Origin of the sequence: Streptomyces sp. NPDC005483 (genome assembly GCF_040606035.1) — a bacterium.
In the GTDB taxonomy this organism is placed as follows: Bacteria; Actinomycetota; Actinomycetes; order Streptomycetales; family Streptomycetaceae; genus Streptomyces.
The window spans coordinates 36,913-52,110 of sequence record NZ_JBEXEA010000042.1 but is presented as its reverse complement, the minus strand read 5'-3'; the positions used below and the strand labels follow the sequence as shown (position 1 = coordinate 52,110).

At 72.2% G+C, this 15,198-nt stretch carries 8 protein-coding genes; 5 read left to right on the top strand and 3 right to left on the bottom strand.

Features of this window, described 5'->3' with window-relative positions; genetic code table 11:
• The first annotated feature begins 180 nt into the window (after positions 1-180).
• Entirely contained in the window at positions 181-3,888 is a 3,708-nt protein-coding gene (locus ABZT06_RS43400) for a S8 family serine peptidase (RefSeq protein ID WP_355753781.1), read from the top strand.
• Positions 3,889-3,967: 79 nt separating this feature from the next.
• On the opposite strand, the gene ABZT06_RS43395 is transcribed toward ABZT06_RS43400, so the two are convergent.
• A complete protein-coding gene (locus tag ABZT06_RS43395) occupies positions 3,968-6,331 on the bottom strand; it encodes a M4 family metallopeptidase (protein ID WP_355753778.1) in 2,364 nt (787 codons plus the stop codon).
• A 455-nt stretch (positions 6,332-6,786) separates the two neighbouring features.
• Positions 6,787-7,041: a hypothetical protein gene (locus tag ABZT06_RS43390; protein WP_355753776.1), complete on the bottom strand. Its 255-nt coding sequence runs from the start codon at positions 7,039-7,041 to the stop codon at positions 6,787-6,789.
• A 423-nt stretch (positions 7,042-7,464) separates the two neighbouring features.
• Here ABZT06_RS43390 and ABZT06_RS43385 point away from each other — a divergent pair, with 423 nt between their 5' ends.
• Together ABZT06_RS43385 and ABZT06_RS43380 are read left to right on the top strand one after the other, a co-directional pair.
• The gene (locus ABZT06_RS43385) at positions 7,465-7,908 is read left to right on the top strand and encodes a hypothetical protein (RefSeq protein ID WP_355753774.1); all 444 of its coding nucleotides are present in this window, start codon (positions 7,465-7,467) and stop codon (positions 7,906-7,908) included.
• Between the two features lie 88 nt (positions 7,909-7,996).
• The gene (locus tag ABZT06_RS43380) at positions 7,997-10,846 is read left to right on the top strand and encodes an AAA family ATPase (protein WP_355753772.1); all 2,850 of its coding nucleotides are present in this window, start codon (positions 7,997-7,999) and stop codon (positions 10,844-10,846) included.
• A gap of 22 nt (positions 10,847-10,868) precedes the next feature.
• Here the strand turns inward: ABZT06_RS43380 and ABZT06_RS43375 are convergent, their stop codons facing one another.
• Complete coding sequence (locus ABZT06_RS43375; RefSeq protein WP_355753770.1) at positions 10,869-13,823, bottom strand: AAA family ATPase; 2,955 nt, start codon at positions 13,821-13,823, stop codon at positions 10,869-10,871.
• A 217-nt stretch (positions 13,824-14,040) separates the two neighbouring features.
• Between ABZT06_RS43375 and ABZT06_RS43370 the strand changes: the two genes are divergently transcribed.
• Complete coding sequence (locus ABZT06_RS43370; protein ID WP_355753768.1) at positions 14,041-14,460, top strand: hypothetical protein; 420 nt, start codon at positions 14,041-14,043, stop codon at positions 14,458-14,460.
• 181 nt (positions 14,461-14,641) lie between these two features.
• Positions 14,642-15,121 carry an HAD family hydrolase gene (locus tag ABZT06_RS43365; RefSeq protein ID WP_355753766.1) on the top strand — a complete coding sequence of 160 codons (480 nt, stop codon included), beginning with the start codon at positions 14,642-14,644 and terminating at the stop codon, positions 15,119-15,121.
• Positions 15,122-15,198: the final 77 nt, after the last annotated feature.

Genomic DNA, 15,198 nt, shown 5'->3' with positions numbered 1-15,198 from the left:
CCTGACGCCCGACGCGTTCACCCGCCTTCCGGTGCAGACACCTTGTGCATCGCCTGTGCGCGGGTTTTAACTCGTTGATCACCAACGGTGCCATCGACACGTGTTACCACTTTCGGGCGACCGTGCAGCACCCGATCCGGGGGTCGCACGGCACTGAACACCCCCTTGCAAGGAGCTCACTTGACCCTGCCCAAGTCCCGCAGACGCGGGCTCACAGCACTCGGGGCCGTCCTGGCGGCCCTGGTGACGACATGTCCAGCGGCGGCGGACGCCACCCCGGCGTTTCCGCCGGCCCAGGGCACCCCGTCCCGGGTCCTCGGTGCCCCGCGCACCGTCACACTCGTCACCGGTGACAAGGTCAACGTGACCACCACCGCGGACGGGCACACCACGGCCACCGTGAACGGCCCGGACGGGCAGCCCTCCGACGCCCATGTCATGACTCAGGGCAAGGCCATCTGGGTCTATCCCGACGCGGCGCTGCCCTACGTGGCGTCCGGAGCGCTCGACCCCGACCTGTTCGACGTGCGGAAGCTGCTGGCGGACGGCTACGACGACGCCCACAGCGACCGCCTGCCGCTGATCGTGTCGTACACCGACGCCGCGTTCCGCTCCCGTACCACCGCGGTGCCGAAGGGGGCCCGCAGGACGCTCGCCCTGGACAGCGTCCGGGGTGCCGCCCTGTCCGCCGACCACGCCTCGGCCCCCGCCTTCTGGGCCTCCCTGACCGGTGGCTCGGCGCCCGGCACCCTCGCCGGCGGCATCGCCAAGGTGTGGCTGGACGGCAAGGCCACGACCCAACTCGCCGACAGCACCGCGCAGATCGGCGCCCCCGAGGTGTGGCGGGACGCGAACACCGGGCAGGGCGTGGATGTGGCCGTCCTCGACACCGGCGTCGACAACGGGCACCCCGACCTCGCCGGCCGGATCGCCGCGTCCACCAGCTTCGTCCCCGGTGAAAGCGTCGAGGACGGCAACGGCCACGGCACCCACGTCGCGTCGACCGTCGCGGGCACCGGTGCCGCGTCGTGCGGCAAGGAGCGGGGCGTCGCCCCCGGGGCCTCGCTGCACATCGGCAAGGTGCTCGGCGACGACGGTCGCGGCCTCGACTCCTGGATCATCGCGGGCATGGAGTGGGCCGCCGAGGACCAGCACGCCAAGGTCGTCAGCATGAGCCTGGGCAGCGGCCCCTCGGACGGCTCGGACCCCTTGAGCCAGGCCGTGGACCGGCTCAGCGCCGAGACGGGCGCGCTGTTCGTGATCGCCGCGGGCAACTCGGGACCCGGCCCGTCGTCCGTGAGCACCCCCGGCACCGCCGACGCCGCCCTGACGGTCGGCGCGGTCAACGGCTCCGACCAACTGGCGTCCTTCTCCAGCCGCGGCCCGCGCAAGGACAACGGCGGCCTCAAGCCCGACCTGACCGCGCCGGGCGTCGACATCCTGGCCGCCCGCGCCCACAACAGCCCCGAGGGCGAGGGCCCCTACATGACGCTCAGCGGCACCTCGATGGCGACGCCCCATGTCGCCGGTGCCGCGGCCCTGCTGGCCCGCGTCCATCCCGACTGGACGGGACGGCAGCTCAAGGACGCCCTCGTCAGCACCACGGCGGCGACCCCCAGGTACAGCCCCTACGCCGCCGGAAGCGGCCGGCTCGACGCCGCCGCCGCGGTGCACGACACGGTGTTCGCCACGGGTTCCGCCTTCGCCTTCGCGCCCTGGCCGCACCAGGAGGGCGACACGCTCCGCAGGAACGTCACGTACACCAACACCGGTGCCACGCCGGTGACCCTGGACCTGACGGTCGGCGCTCCGGGCGCCCCGGCGGGGCTGTTCACCCTGACCGACTCCCACGTGACCGTGCCCGCCCACGGCACCGCCGACGTAGGCGTGCTCACCCGCCTCGACGCGGCGGCCGACGACGTCTCCTACAGCGGGTTCCTCACCGCCGCCGCCACGGACGGCACCGCACACGTCCGCACCACCATCGGCGCCCTGAAGGAGAGCCGGCGCGGCGACCTGTCCATCAGGACGAAGAACCGGCACGGCGCGGGCCTGCCCGGCGAGTTGGTGCTCAAGGACATCACCCGCAACAGCCCACCCCAGGTCTACGACATCGACGACTCCGGCCGACTGGACGTGAGGCTGCGGCCCGGCACCTACACGGCGTGGCTGTACGCCGACATACCCGGGCTGGACAGCGCGCACTCGCTGTCCCGGGCCGTGCTGACCGCACCCGAGGTCGTCGTCGACGGCGACCGGGACCTCGTCCTCGACGCCGCCGGGCTGCGCCGCCTCAAGGCCGTCACCCCGAAACCGACGGCCGGCACCTACGTCCGCCTCGACCAGTACCGCTCCTACGGCGACCTCGTGCCCTTTAACGAGGGCTACCAGCTCCAGCCCTGGGCGTACGACAGCCTCTGGGCCACGCCGACGCCCAAGGTGACCCAGGGCTCCTACACCTTCACCACGCGCTGGCGTCAGGTGCAGCCGCCGCTCACCGTCGCGGCGGGCTCGCACACCTACGGCAGCCTGCTGCCGCAGAGCATGTCGCCCGACCTGCCGGAGGGCAGCGGCGGTTACCGGGCCGTGGACGCCGGTGAGGGCTCGGCCGCCGACTTCGCCCGGGTGTCGGCGCGCGACCGGGTCGCGGTCGTCCGGCGCAGCGACACGGTGACCCCGGTCGACCAGGCCGCGGGCGCCGCCGCCGCGGGCGCCCGCCTGCTGTTGATCGTCAACGACCGCACCGGCCCCCTCGACGCCTGGGTCGACCGCGCCGAGGGCGCGCCGCTGCCGGTGGCGTCCGTCGGCACCGACGAGGGCCGCAACCTGCTCGCCCGCTTCCGGCACGGCGGCACCCCGACGTTGCGGGTGACCTCCCACCCGTATCCCGGCTATCTGTACGACCTGCTGCTGCGCCACGACGGTTCGGTGCCGCGCGACCTCACCTACCGGCCCGGCCCCGGTGAGCTGGCGCGGATCGACGTGACCGCCCGGGACACCCGGCAGGGCGTGGCAGCCGACTGGCGCAACGACCTGTCGCCGGACGCGACGTGGGCGGTCGGTTCGCCGCTCACGCCGGTGCGCGCACAGGGGTCGTACACGACCTGGGTCACCGCGGGGCCGGACGCCGTGTGGCTCGACGCGGTGTCCGTGCCCGATCTGACCGAGACCGGACGGGCCCGTTCCTACCGGCCGCGCAGCACCACCGCGACGACCTGGTTCGCGCCGGTGCAGCACCCCCGGCTGCTGGGGGACAGCGTTCTGACCCTGCCGCCGTCCCGGGCGGGCGACCTCATCTCGCTGTTCGGTCTGCCCGGCTACGGGGACTCCGACGGCCACGCGGGCAGCGTCTTCGAGTCCGGGGCGACCGTGCGGGCCGCCCTCTACCAGGGCGACACCCTGCTCGCCGAGGGCGACGACTGGATCTCGGCCGAGGTCGAGCCGGACACGCTGGCCTACCGTCTGGTGCAGGACACCACCCGTGACCTGCCCGGCCGTCCGTACTCGCCCCGGACGCACACCGAGTGGGCGTTCCGCTCGGGACACGCGAGCGACACGGCCCTGGAGGCGCTGCCGCTCGTGCAACTGGACTACGCGGTGGCGACGGACCTGTCCGGGAAGGCGGGACGGCACACCGACGTGACCGTCACGCCCGCGCACCTGGCCGGTGTCACCGGGAGCCCGTTCCGTTCCGTCACGCTCGACGTGTCGTACGACGACGGCGCGACCTGGCACCGTACGCGCCCGGCGCACGGGTCCGGTGACGGGGCGCGCTTCCGCCTCGACGCCCCCGCGACGGCCCGGTTCGTGACGCTGCGGGCGTCCGCGCGGGACGCCGCGGGCAGCGCGGTGACCCAGACGGTGGAGCGGGCGTTCGGGCTCAAGTAGCCTGCGCGGCCCTTGTGATGCGCGTGCCCGCACCGGAGGTCTCCGGTGCGGGCACGCGTTCGTTGCCGGGCCCGGCGGGTCAGAAGGTCAGGCTCCAGCGGTCGAGGTAGCCGCCCTCGCTCGGGGCGATGCCGGGCGCGGCCGGGGTGTAGTCGGTGACGCGGAGCTTCCAGACGCCGTTGGCGGGCAGGGCGGAGGCGTCGACGGTGAAGGTGTCGTGCAGTTCGGTTCCGGTGTCCCACCGGAAGTCCTTGACCAGCAGCACCGTGCCGTCCGGGCCGACCAGTTGGACGACCTGGGCGCCGATGAAGGTGTGGACGATGTCCACGGAGACCTTGAGGCCGGCCGGTGCGTTGCCGGTGCGGCCGGTGACCGTCAGGGGGGTCTCGACGCTCTTCCATGCGGCGTAGTCGTGGCGGTCGGGGTCGACGAAGAAGTCACCGCCGGAGGCGATCACCGTCCAGTCGAAGATGTACCGGCGCTTCTCGGCTGCCGAGTCGGTGAAGGTGAAGGTGGTCCGGAAGGTGCCCGCCGTGGTGGGGGTGCCGGAGATCAGGCCGGACACGGCGTCGAGGGACAGCCCCGTGGGCAGGCCGGTGGCCGCGTAGGTGACGGGGCCGGGCCGGGTGGAGACGGCGGAGACGGTGCGGGTGACCGGCTGGCCGACGGCGGCGTCCCGGGCGTTCAGGGACGTGATGGCGATGTGCTTGACGTAGCGGGGGCCGACGTTGACAGCGGCCCAGGCGTTGGCGACGGACTCGTAAGCGTCGCTGGTGGTGCCGAACAGGTCGGCGGCGGCCTGGAGGGTGGCGGTGCGGGCGCCGGCGTAGTCGGTGGTGCTGGTCATGTAGTGGGTCAGGGCGCGGTACCAGACGTTGGTGGCGTTGCGCAGGCCGATGCCGGAGACCGGAAGACCGTCGTAGGTGGGGCTGTCGTAGTGGACGCCGTTGATGGTCTTGTGGCCGCTGCCCTGGGAGATCAGGTAGAAGAAGTGGTTGGCGACTCCGGCGCCGAAGTGCGGGTCGAGCAGGTGGGTGCCGGGGGTCCAGTAGTCCTGTGACGTGCCCTTCTCCGAGGCGTCCTTGGAGGGCTGGTCCATGTAGCGCAGGGGCTTACCGGTGCCGCGGACGTCGGCGAGCTCGCCGATGGTGTAGTCGGGGACGTCCTTGGGGTTGTCGGCGAAGAACTCGACGGCGGTGCCCAGGATGTCGCTGGTGGCCTCGTTGAGGGCGCCGGACTCGCCGCTCTCCAGCAGGCCCGCGGTGGCGGCGGTGATGCCGTGCGTCATCTCGTGGGCGGCGATGTCGAGTTCGGTGAGCGGGTGCCGGTCGTCCAGGCCGTCGCCGTAGGTCATGCAGAAGCAGCTATCCAGCCAGTAGGCGTTGGCCAGGCCCGCGACGTGCACGTTGGAGACGGCTCCCACGCCGTCGTCGGCTATGCCGTTGCGGCCGAAGACGTCGTGGTAGAAGTTCCAGGTCGTACGGGACCCGTAGGCGGCGTCGACGGCCGCGGTCGCCCGGTCGTCGGGGGTGCCGTCGCCCCAGACGTCGTCGGCGTCGGTGTACAGGACACCGAGGCCGCCGTTCGTGATGTCGCGGACGCTGTTGCCGCCGCGCTGGGGATCGACCAACTGGTAGGTGTCCCCCACCCGTTGGGTGTCGAGCTGGACGGTGCCGCTGTACTGGCTGTTGCCGACGCCCGCGGTCACCTCGTCGTAGGCGGCGAGCCAACTGCCGGTGGCGGCGTCGAGGACGACGTGCAGACGGCTGGGCGTACCGTCCGCCCGCTCCCCGCCGACAACGTTGTCGAGAGCCAGCCGCGGGGTACCGGAACCGGCCCAGACGACGCGGCGCGCCGGTCCGTCGACGGCGGCGTGCGCGAGGTGCTGCTTCCCGGCCTCGGCCAGCGCCCCGCTCCTCGCCTGGCCCGCCGTCACACCGTCCTTGACGGCGGGCACGGACAGCGGGGTGTGCAGGGAGTCGTCGATACGGCGGCCGTGCGGGCCGTCGTGCACGATCAGGTCGCCGCCGCCCTCGACGGGCAGCCCCTGGTAGGTCCGCGTGTAGCGGGTGTGGACCGTACCGTCGGCATCCTTCAGCACGTCCTTGACCACCAGGTTCTCGTGGCTGCCGGCGTGCAGGGCCTTTCTGACGTCGGCGCGGTCGTCGTCGGCCCGGTCGAGCAGGGGCGTGCGCTCGGCGGAGCCGAGGGGCACGGCCTCGGCGCCCGCCCTGGCGTGGGCGGTGAGAAGCGGGGGCGCCGGGGTGCGCGCGGCGTCGCGGGCGGTGCCCGTGGGGGCCGGGGCGGCGGTGGCGGGTGGGGTGGCCAGGGCGAGGGCGCCCAGGGTCACGGCGAGGGAGACCGCGAGGGGGCCCACGGGTCTGAGGCGTGACGTCGGCCGGTCCGCGCGCGGCACACGTGCGGCGGGCTTGAAGCGGGGCATGGCTCTCCTGGCTCAAAGGGGCAGGTGACACAGACACCGCGACGACGGGGCGCCTGTGGAGCTGAGGCCGCTGCGACACCTGTGCGCAGCAGCGGAAGCGACGGGATCGTTGCAGGTAACGGGCGTGCTGTCAGCACTCCGGTGATCACTGTTCGAAATCCGGCCACCTGCTCGCCCTGTCACGCCGGGCCCGATCGGGCCTCCGACGGGCACTTTTACGCTGCGGCAACATTCGGCCACTTCTGAACTTTGGCTGTTTCCCGACGGTGCGTGTGTACGTGCACGCGGCGGCGGCGCATGGGTGCCGTGCGCGCGGCTGCGCCACACACCTGGTGTCCGGCGGGTCTCTCCGCGGGATCCGCGCTGCGGTCGGTGCCCCGTAATAAGTCTCGCGATATACGGCAGGCGCCTTCCTGCTCACCAGTGCAGGAAGGCGCCTTTCCCTATGACCTGGATCAGTTCCTGTGCCACAGGTTGGCCGTGCCGTCACCGGCGGAGGCGCAGTAGTAGTACGAGCCCGTGACCCCTTGCTGCTCTCCGGCCCAGGAGTTCTCGACGCCGGCCCAGAACTGGCAGTCGGACCAGGAAATGTGGGTGCCGTGGTCCGTGATCAGGGTGTTTCCCTGGGTGGCGGCCTGCGCGCCTGTCGTCACCGCGGCGACCGCGGCTCCGGCGAGCAGGGCCACCGCTGCGATCTGCTTCTTGAGCATGCGTACTCCCGTGATTTTGCGTCGGCAGAATTTCCGAATTCAGTTTCCGCGCCTTTTCCCGTCACGGTCAATGATCGACAGATGAACGTGTACCGAGGCGAAGTGCACATGAATACCGACGACAGGATGTCGGGAATTAATTCGGCGTTAACCCGGGAAAAAGGGCAGGACTAACCGTTTATAAACGTGCGACACCGGGTCGCGGGTTCACTTGAATTCCGTGCGGCACCGACCGCGCCGACCGCGGGGACATGTGAGATCCGGCCGCTCGGAGGGGCGGGGTCGATGCACACGTGCCATCCGAAGGTGTCTCGTTGACACCCCCGGACGGTCGCATTCCGCCCTGAACCGGGCAGGCACATGTCTAGACGGGTGTTCTGCAGCTAGTTTTGACTCATTGACGGCAACAGCCCGAGGACCAACATGCAGGTGCACCTGAACCCCCCGCTCGAACCCGGTAGTGCGCCCCAGCTCGCCGCCGCCATCGTCGCGGCGGCAGCCGACATCAGTGATGCGGAGCTGGACTACAGCCCGGAGAGCATCGATGTCGTGGAGGACATCGTCGACGGCTTCCGGGCGGAGGGTGTGAGCCGTGAGGAGATGGCCGAGTCCCTCGTCGGCTTCGGCTGCTACCTCGGCGAGATCGTGACGCGCCACATCGGCGGGGCCTGGCGGCACACCCCGGCCGCCCACCTCACGGCCGCCGCGTTCGTCGTGGTATTGCCGGACGCACGGGAGTGCCGTCCCATCGACTGGGTTTTCAACCGTCTGGAGTCCGGGGCCGCTTTCAGCATCCGTGCCCTGTACGCGGCGGCAGTGGCCGGCGGCGCGGACAGCGGGTTCGCGGAAGAGGGGGCGCACGGGTGAGCGTGTGCCGCAGACCTCCGTGCCTGGAACGATGGAGATGACCGGCACGAGGGCCGGCCCAGGAGAGGCGCGGAGAGCGGGAGGGCACGTGATCAGCGCGCACGTGGGCACGGAGGCAGCCGACCTGACGGGAGAAGCGGGCCTGGACGGCGCCGACCTGGTCGGCCGGACGCGGGAACGCGAGTTGGTGAGCGCGCTGCTGACGGACCTCTCCCGGACCGGCGGCCGGGTGCTCCACTTGAGCGGCGCGCCCGGTATCGGGAAGTCCGCCCTTTTGCGCTTCGCCGCGGCGAAGGCCGAGCGGCAGGGCGTAAGCGTGCTGTCAACAGCCTGGGCACCCGGCGAACGGGGGCTGCCCCATGCTGCGCTGCATGACCTTCTCCGCCCGGCCCTGCCATGGGCCGGCGACCTGCCTGACCGGGAACGCGCCGCACTGCACGCCGCATTCACCGGCGCCGGCGCCGGCCCGGCACCGACTGAGCTGGCCGCGGCCGCGCTTCGGTTGCTGACCGCACTGTCGGAACCTGCCTTGCTGTGCGTGGACGACCTTGACAAGCTCGACGTCGCCAGCCGCGACACCTTGCGTGCCTTGGCCACGATCATGCCCAGCAGTTCCACGTCGGCGGGACCGGTGAAACCGCTGGGCATGATCGTGACTGAGCGCGCCTTCGGCGACGGAACGTGGTCGCTTCCGCACGGGAACACGGTGACGCTCGGCCCGCTCCCCGAAGCGCCCGCCCGTGCCCTCGCCGCCCGCGCCGGACAGATCAGCGCATACGGCGAGGAGCAGCTCGTCCTCGCCGTGGCGGGAGGCAATCCGCTCGCCCTCATCGAGCTGACCGTAGGCGGTGGCCGGCTCGGGGACGCGGCCGGTTTCGGCATGCTGGCCGCGACACCACGGATGGCGGAGGCGTACGCGTATGACTGGGAGATGCTGTCGGCGCCGGCCCGCGACGTGCTGCTGACCGCGGCGCTGAGCACCTCGCCGGGCAGGCGGGCCATCCTGCGCGCGAGCACCTCCCTGCTCGGTGACGCCGACGCGGCACGGGCCGGCCTCACGGAGATCATCGCTCTCGGACTGGTCGTGGACGCGGTCGCCGGGGTCGAGGCCGACGAAAGCGTCGCGGAGGGCGTCCAGGGCGATGGTGCTCGGGTGCGCTTCCGCGAGCCGCTGATGCGTCCCGCCGTGGTGCGGCTGGCGCCGGCGGCCCGGCGTATGGCCGCGCACGCCGCGCTCGGGCGGAGCCTGACCGTCCCCACCCAGGCCGCCTGGCACACGGCCCAGTGCGTGGCAGGTCCCGACGAGGAACTGGCGTACCGGCTGGAGTCTGCGGCGGCTGGTGCGCGTTCGGTCACCGGGGTTCTGGCGGCGCTCACCGCTCTGGAGGCCGCGGCTCGGCTGTCCGCGGACCCCGAGCGCCGGGCGGTACGGCTGCTGCGCGCGGCCGAGCTCGCCTGTGACCACGGGCTGGTGGATCAGGCTCTCCGGAATGTGCGCCAGATCGATCCGACCGAGCTGGGAACGTTCGGGCGCGCGCTGCTGCTGCGGGTACACGACCTGCTGCCGGGCAGCAGCGCGGCCGGCCGGGAGCGGATCGTCGAGCTGTGCGAGGCGGCGCGCGCGGTCGCCTCGCGGGATCCCGCGCTCACCCAGAAGCTGATGCTCGCGGCGGCCCGCAGATGCCGGTGGCAACAGGTCGGTCCAGGGGAACGCGACCTGGTCCTGCGGACGGCGGAGGCGCTGCGGGCTGGGCCCCGGGACGGTTGGTACCTCGTCGTGCTGTCGCTGACCGACCCCCTGCGCGTACCCCGGCCGCCGGTCCCGGAGCCCGCTCCCCGCACCGGCGAGGTCGAGGGCCGCAGCCTGTTCAGCCAGGTGACCACCCTCACCAACGACTTCGAGCAGGCGGCGCCGCTCCTCGCAGAGGTGGAGGCCGCCTTCCGCGCCGACGGCCGGTACGGGCAGCTACCGCTGATGCTCGTACCGCGAACGATGTGCCAGATCTGGCTCGGCACCGAATGGCAGACGGCCCTGGCGCTGGCCGAGGAGAGCCGGATGATCGCCGAACGGATGGCGCAGCCCGACTGGGCGGCGCGGGCCACGGGGATGCTGGCCATCGTCGCGGCGCTGCACGGCGAGTACGACAGGGCGCTGGAGTGTGCAGCGGAGGTCGAGGAGTCCTCCCTGCGCCTCGGCCAGGACCGGCAGTTGAGCCTGGCCGTGCTGGCCCGCGCGCTCGCCGCATCAGGAACGGGCCGGTACGCCGAGGCTTACGTGCGGCTGCGTTCCCTGTTCGCCGACCCGACGACTCCGTACGCCTTCGAGCAGTTCTGGGGGCTCGCCTTCCTGGCGGAGGCGGCGCTGCCCGCCGGGGAGCAGACCGACGTCCGAAAGGTGGTCGCCCATGTCAGGTCGCTGACGCGGTCGGGGTGTTCCCCTTTGCTGATGCGGATCATGGCCTATGCCGATGCCGTGCTCGCGCCGGACGGCGAGGTGGAGGGGCGCTACCGCCGCGCGTTGGGGCCCGGGATCGAGGTGTGGCCACTGCTGCACGGCATGACCCAGTTCGGGTACGGGGCCTGGCTCAGGCGTCGGCGGCGCGTCACCGAGTCCCGCGCACCCTTGTCCACGGCCGAGTCGGTCTTCCGGGCGCTTGGGGCCGCCTCGCGTGCCGAGCAGGCCGCCTCGGAACTGCGGGCGACGGGCTGGGCGGCGGACGAGCGGCCGGCCGAGGACGACCTGGCCGACATCGCCCGCGTGCTGTCGCCGCAACAGCTCACCATCGCTCGCCTGGCCGCGCGCGGCCTGAGCAACCGGGCCATCGGGGAACATCTGCGCCTGTCACCTCGTACGGTCGCCTCGCACCTGTACCAGATCTTCCCCAAGCTGGGTGTCTCCTCCCGTGCGCAGCTCGCCGCGCGGTTCGCGGCCGAGTGACGCACCGGATGACGCGGGGCGCTCAGGGCGTGTCCGAATCCCTCAGCACCTCGGCAAGCTGTGCGCGGGAGGTCACGCCGAGCTGAGGGAAGATGCGGTAGAGATACGCCCCAATGGTGCGCGGCGCGAGACCGAGCCGTTCGCCGATCTCTCGGTTGGACAGGCCGCGGGCGGTCAGCTCGGCGATCCGCAGTTCCCTGGCGGTGAGCAGATCACGCGCCGCGGTCGGCCGAGGTGCGCGGCCGGGGCCGTCCGCCCGCTCCCCCGAGGCCCTCAGTTCCGCGGCGATCCGCGGGGCGCGTGCCTCGGCGCCCAACATGGTGAAGCCGGCCGCCGCTTGGCGCAGGGTGGCCCGGGCGTCGGCGAACCGCCGCCGCAGGCGCAGCCACCTGCCCTCCGCCAACCGCAGCGGCGCCTCCAGGTAGGGCCAGCGGGACAGGTCCTCACCGAAAGCCCGTTCGTACATCGCCTGGGCCTCCTCGTCGTCCGCGAGCACGGCCCGCGCCACCATGAAGCGGAGAGCCACCACCCGGGGGCACTCGGGGCCCAGCCCGGCCTCAAGCCGATCGAGCACCGCGCGCGCCTCCTGAGAGGCCTGTTCCGCCTTTGCGGCCTCGGCGAAGGTCACCACGACGAACAGGGCAGCCGCGCGCGTGCGCGGATCTGTCAGGAGCGCCGACAACGTGGGCAGGGCGGACGCGGTCTGACCGGACTCCACCAGGACCCAGGCCGTGCCGACCGCGAGGATCGCGTCGATCGCAGGCACTGAGCGTCGGGCCGCCACCAGGTCATGGGGGTCGGCCGGGTCCGCCCGGGCACCGGTGCGCAGGGCCCGTACGAGATGTCCCAGAAGGCCGGCGGCCGCCGTGTGGTGCTCCTGACCGTACGCTCCGTCGGCCAGTTCCGCGCACTGACGGAACGCGTGCTCGGCCTGGCCCCAGTTGCCCATGGCCAGGTGCGCCAGTCCTTGCCGCAACAGCACCCAGGGCAACCGGTCGGGCAGGGCGTGGAAGCGGCGGCGACGCTCCGCGTGCCGGAACAGGTCCAGGGCCCGCAACGGGTCACCGGAGAGCAGTGCGGCTTCTCCAAGGCGTTCGATGTCGCGTCCCGGCAGATCGTTCAGGGACCGGTCGGCGGAGACACCCGCGAGGACGGTGGCGGCCCGGCTCAGGGGGCGGACCGTGGCCATCGCGTGCAGGAGCCGCGGGTCGTGCGCACGGTCCGGGATCGCGTCAAGGAAGGCCAGTAGCGCCTCGGACCGCCGGTCGTCGCCCGCGACCATGGGCGCTGTGATCCGGGCCAGCTCCAAAGCGTTCTCCTGCTCGGCGGTGCCGATGGGGGTGGGCCAGGAGGACAGGTCGGTGGGGCAGGAAGCGAAGGAATCGGTGGGACCTGCGCCGCGGTCGGGAGCGGGATGCGGGGCGGGGCCGGTGCTGTACGTCGGTGGCGGGGTGCTGGAGGTACCGGTGTGCGTCAAGGCCTTGGCGCACAGCGTGCCCAGGGGGCCCAGCGGGTGGCGCAGGGCCCGGTGCGCCAGCGTGCGGGTCATGCGGTCCAGACCGTAGAACTGGGCCAGTTGAGCGGCACGTAGCGCGCAGCGGCCCTGGTCGGCGGGGTTCGGGTGGAGGTCGGCGGCGCGCCGCAGCAGTCGCACGGCCATCGTCGGGGCGCACTGTTCCAGCGCGTCGCCGTGCACCGCTTCCAGGCGGGCGGCCAGCTCCGGGTCGGGTCCCTCCACCGCCTGGGAACGGTGCCACAGCATCCGTACCGATCCGGGCGAAAGGACAGCCGCCAGGGCCGCGTGTGCGGCGCGGCAGCGGTCGGGGGCGGTGCCGTGGACGGCCGCCCCCGCCATCGCGGGGTGGCCGAAGCGCGGGCACATGCCGTCGAACGACAGGAGACCCGCGCGTTCTGCGGGCTCCAGTGCCGCGAAGTCCAAGGCGGTGCCGCCGAGGCGGGACGCGGCCGACAGCAGCAACGGGAGATCTGCCTCCGGGTTCAGCGCCGCGACCAGCAGCAGGTCCCGGGTTCCGGTGGGCAGACGCGGGGCCTCGGGGGCCATGGCGAAAGCAAGGCGGTCGGAGGAGACAGGCAGGCTGGGCAGGGAGTCCTCGGAGGGGACGGAGAGTTCCAGCAGCGCCAGGGGGTTGCCGGCCGCGGTCGCGAGGAGTTCGCGGCCGGTCTGCGCGTCCAGGCCGGGCCGCCGTGCGGCCAGCATCTGAGCGGACTCGGCCGGAGAGAGCGGTCCGAGGGACAGCGTGGGGACTCCGGTCAGAGGGTCCGGCAGGGCGCGGGGCGGGCGGGAGGTCATCAGCAGGGCGAGCGGATGGCCCTGGGCCCGGCGGGCGACGAACATCAGCACCTCCCTGCTGGGTGCGTCCAGGGCGTCCCAGTCGTCAACGGCGACCAGGAGGGGCTGTCCGGCGCGGCTGATGGACGCCAGGGCCTCAAGGACGGCGAAGGCGAGCCAGGACTGCCCGGTGCCGGGTGCGGGGGCGCCGTCGACCAGCACGCTGACCAGCGTGTCGATGTGCGGCGAGTGGGGCGGGGTGCCGGCGACTGGTGGGAGGGCAGGCGGTGAGTGGGGCAGGTCGAGCGAACCTGCCGGGGGCAACGCGTTCGACAGGGCCGGCCAGACGGTCTGGAGCAGGCCGGACAGGTTGGGCGGGTTGCTGCCACGAATGCCGGCGCACCGTAGAACGCGCATGCCGTCGGCCCTCGCAGACCGGACCGCGGCCTCCAGCAGCGCCGACTTGCCCGTCCCGGGCTGCCCGGACACCACCAGGGCCGCTCCCTGGTCGGGCGCCTTCGTTGCGGTCGCCGCGAGGAGGACTTCCCGCAGTGCCCGCAGTTCGGCAGCGCGGCCCACGAAGCCTGGGTCGCCGTCCCCTTCCCGGTACGGGGAGGGGACGAGCGAGGGGGTGGGCCGCCTGTCCTCGTCCGCCGCGAGGGTGGAGAACCTGCCGTGCCCGTTCATCGGTTCCCCCTGCTGTGGTGCGCACGCTCCCCTCCGTCGCCGGGAGCGCTCTCGTGCATGCTCCCATCCCGTCGGCGACAACGACGAACGACAAGGGCGGTCCGTTTCCGCCGCCGGGACGCGGAGTGAACCTTCCTGCGCCGTCGCACCGTGTTCCCTGTGCGACGTTGATCCACTTTCGAGCAGCGGGAGTGGAGACAGGGAAGGACGGTTGGACATGGCAAACCTCGGGACACGGCTCGCCACCCTGGCGGTGGCGGGGGCGGCCGCCGCGGCCATCACACTCGGCACCGCCGGTTCGGCGTCGGCGGACGCCTGGATCGGTTCCGGGTCCGACAAGTGCGGCAGCCAGTACGCCCTGTGCATCTGGGATCAGGGCAACTACCAGGGCAGTGGGATCGGCGTTCCCTGGGCCGACGTCTGGAAGCTCAACAACATCAGCCAGTACTACGGCTTTTTGGGCAGCAACATCTCGTCCGTCATCAACAAGACCGGCACGGCGTTCTGCGGCGCCGAGTACAACTACGGAGCCGGCAACGCCTTCAAGATCCAGGCGTGGGGCTGGTACAGCGGCCTCGGCTCGTGGGACAACCGGATCCGGTCCATCCAGAAGTGGCCCTGTGACGCCGGGGTCTGACACATGCTGACGGGCCCGGTCGGCTTCGTGTCCGACGGCCGGGTCCCGTGACGATCGGCCGGTTCAGGGTCGGCGGCATGCATCTTGCTGTGTTCGATCCATTCGGCACCCTGCGCGACCGTCGTGCCGCGTTCTCGGATGCCATAGCCGAACAGGCCCACGACCGGAGATCGCCGGCTGGTTGCGTAACGAGCTGGCCGAGAGTGCGGACTGCGCCGACTTCGAGCATCTGCTTGCCACGTTCCAGGGCAAGGGGTCAGCCGGGCATCTGTGGAGGGCGTACCTCGACCACATGGCGGCCGCCGTGCACTGCCGACCCGCCGTACTCGACAGTCTGACGCGGCTGAAGGAGGCCGGCTGGAGCATCGGGGTCGCTACCGACGGTGCCAGTGACATCCGGCACGCCAAGGCCCGGGCCACCGGTCTCAACGAGCTGATCGACGGGATCGCCGCGTGCGGTGACATCGACGTACGCAGCCAGGACGTCCGGCTCTTCGAGCTCGCCGCCGCCCGGTACGGCACCCAGTCGACTCCGGGTGGCTGGATGACCGGGACAACCCGGAGTCCGACATCACCGGCGGTGCGGCGGCAGGTTGCGCACGATCCGGGTGCGCGGGCGTGCCCGGCCCGAGGGTTCCGGGATTCCGCACCACCCGGCTGACGACGTGGTCGAAGCCACCGACTACCCCCTGGGGCATTCCACGCTGTAGTCGCGCCTGGCGCGCTGAGACATGTGTG

Excerpts from the sequence above, each read along its gene's own strand:
- ABZT06_RS43395 (WP_355753778.1), bottom strand. The coding sequence starts at position 6,331 with ATGCCCCGCTTCAAGCCCGCCGCACGTGTGCCGCGCGCGGACCGGCCG.
- ABZT06_RS43390 (WP_355753776.1), bottom strand. The coding sequence starts at position 7,041 with ATGCTCAAGAAGCAGATCGCAGCGGTGGCCCTGCTCGCCGGAGCCGCG.
- ABZT06_RS43385 (WP_355753774.1), top strand. The coding sequence starts at position 7,465 with ATGCAGGTGCACCTGAACCCCCCGCTCGAACCCGGTAGTGCGCCCCAG.
- ABZT06_RS43375 (WP_355753770.1), bottom strand. The coding sequence starts at position 13,823 with ATGAACGGGCACGGCAGGTTCTCCACCCTCGCGGCGGACGAGGACAGG.
- ABZT06_RS43370 (WP_355753768.1), top strand. The coding sequence starts at position 14,041 with ATGGCAAACCTCGGGACACGGCTCGCCACCCTGGCGGTGGCGGGGGCG.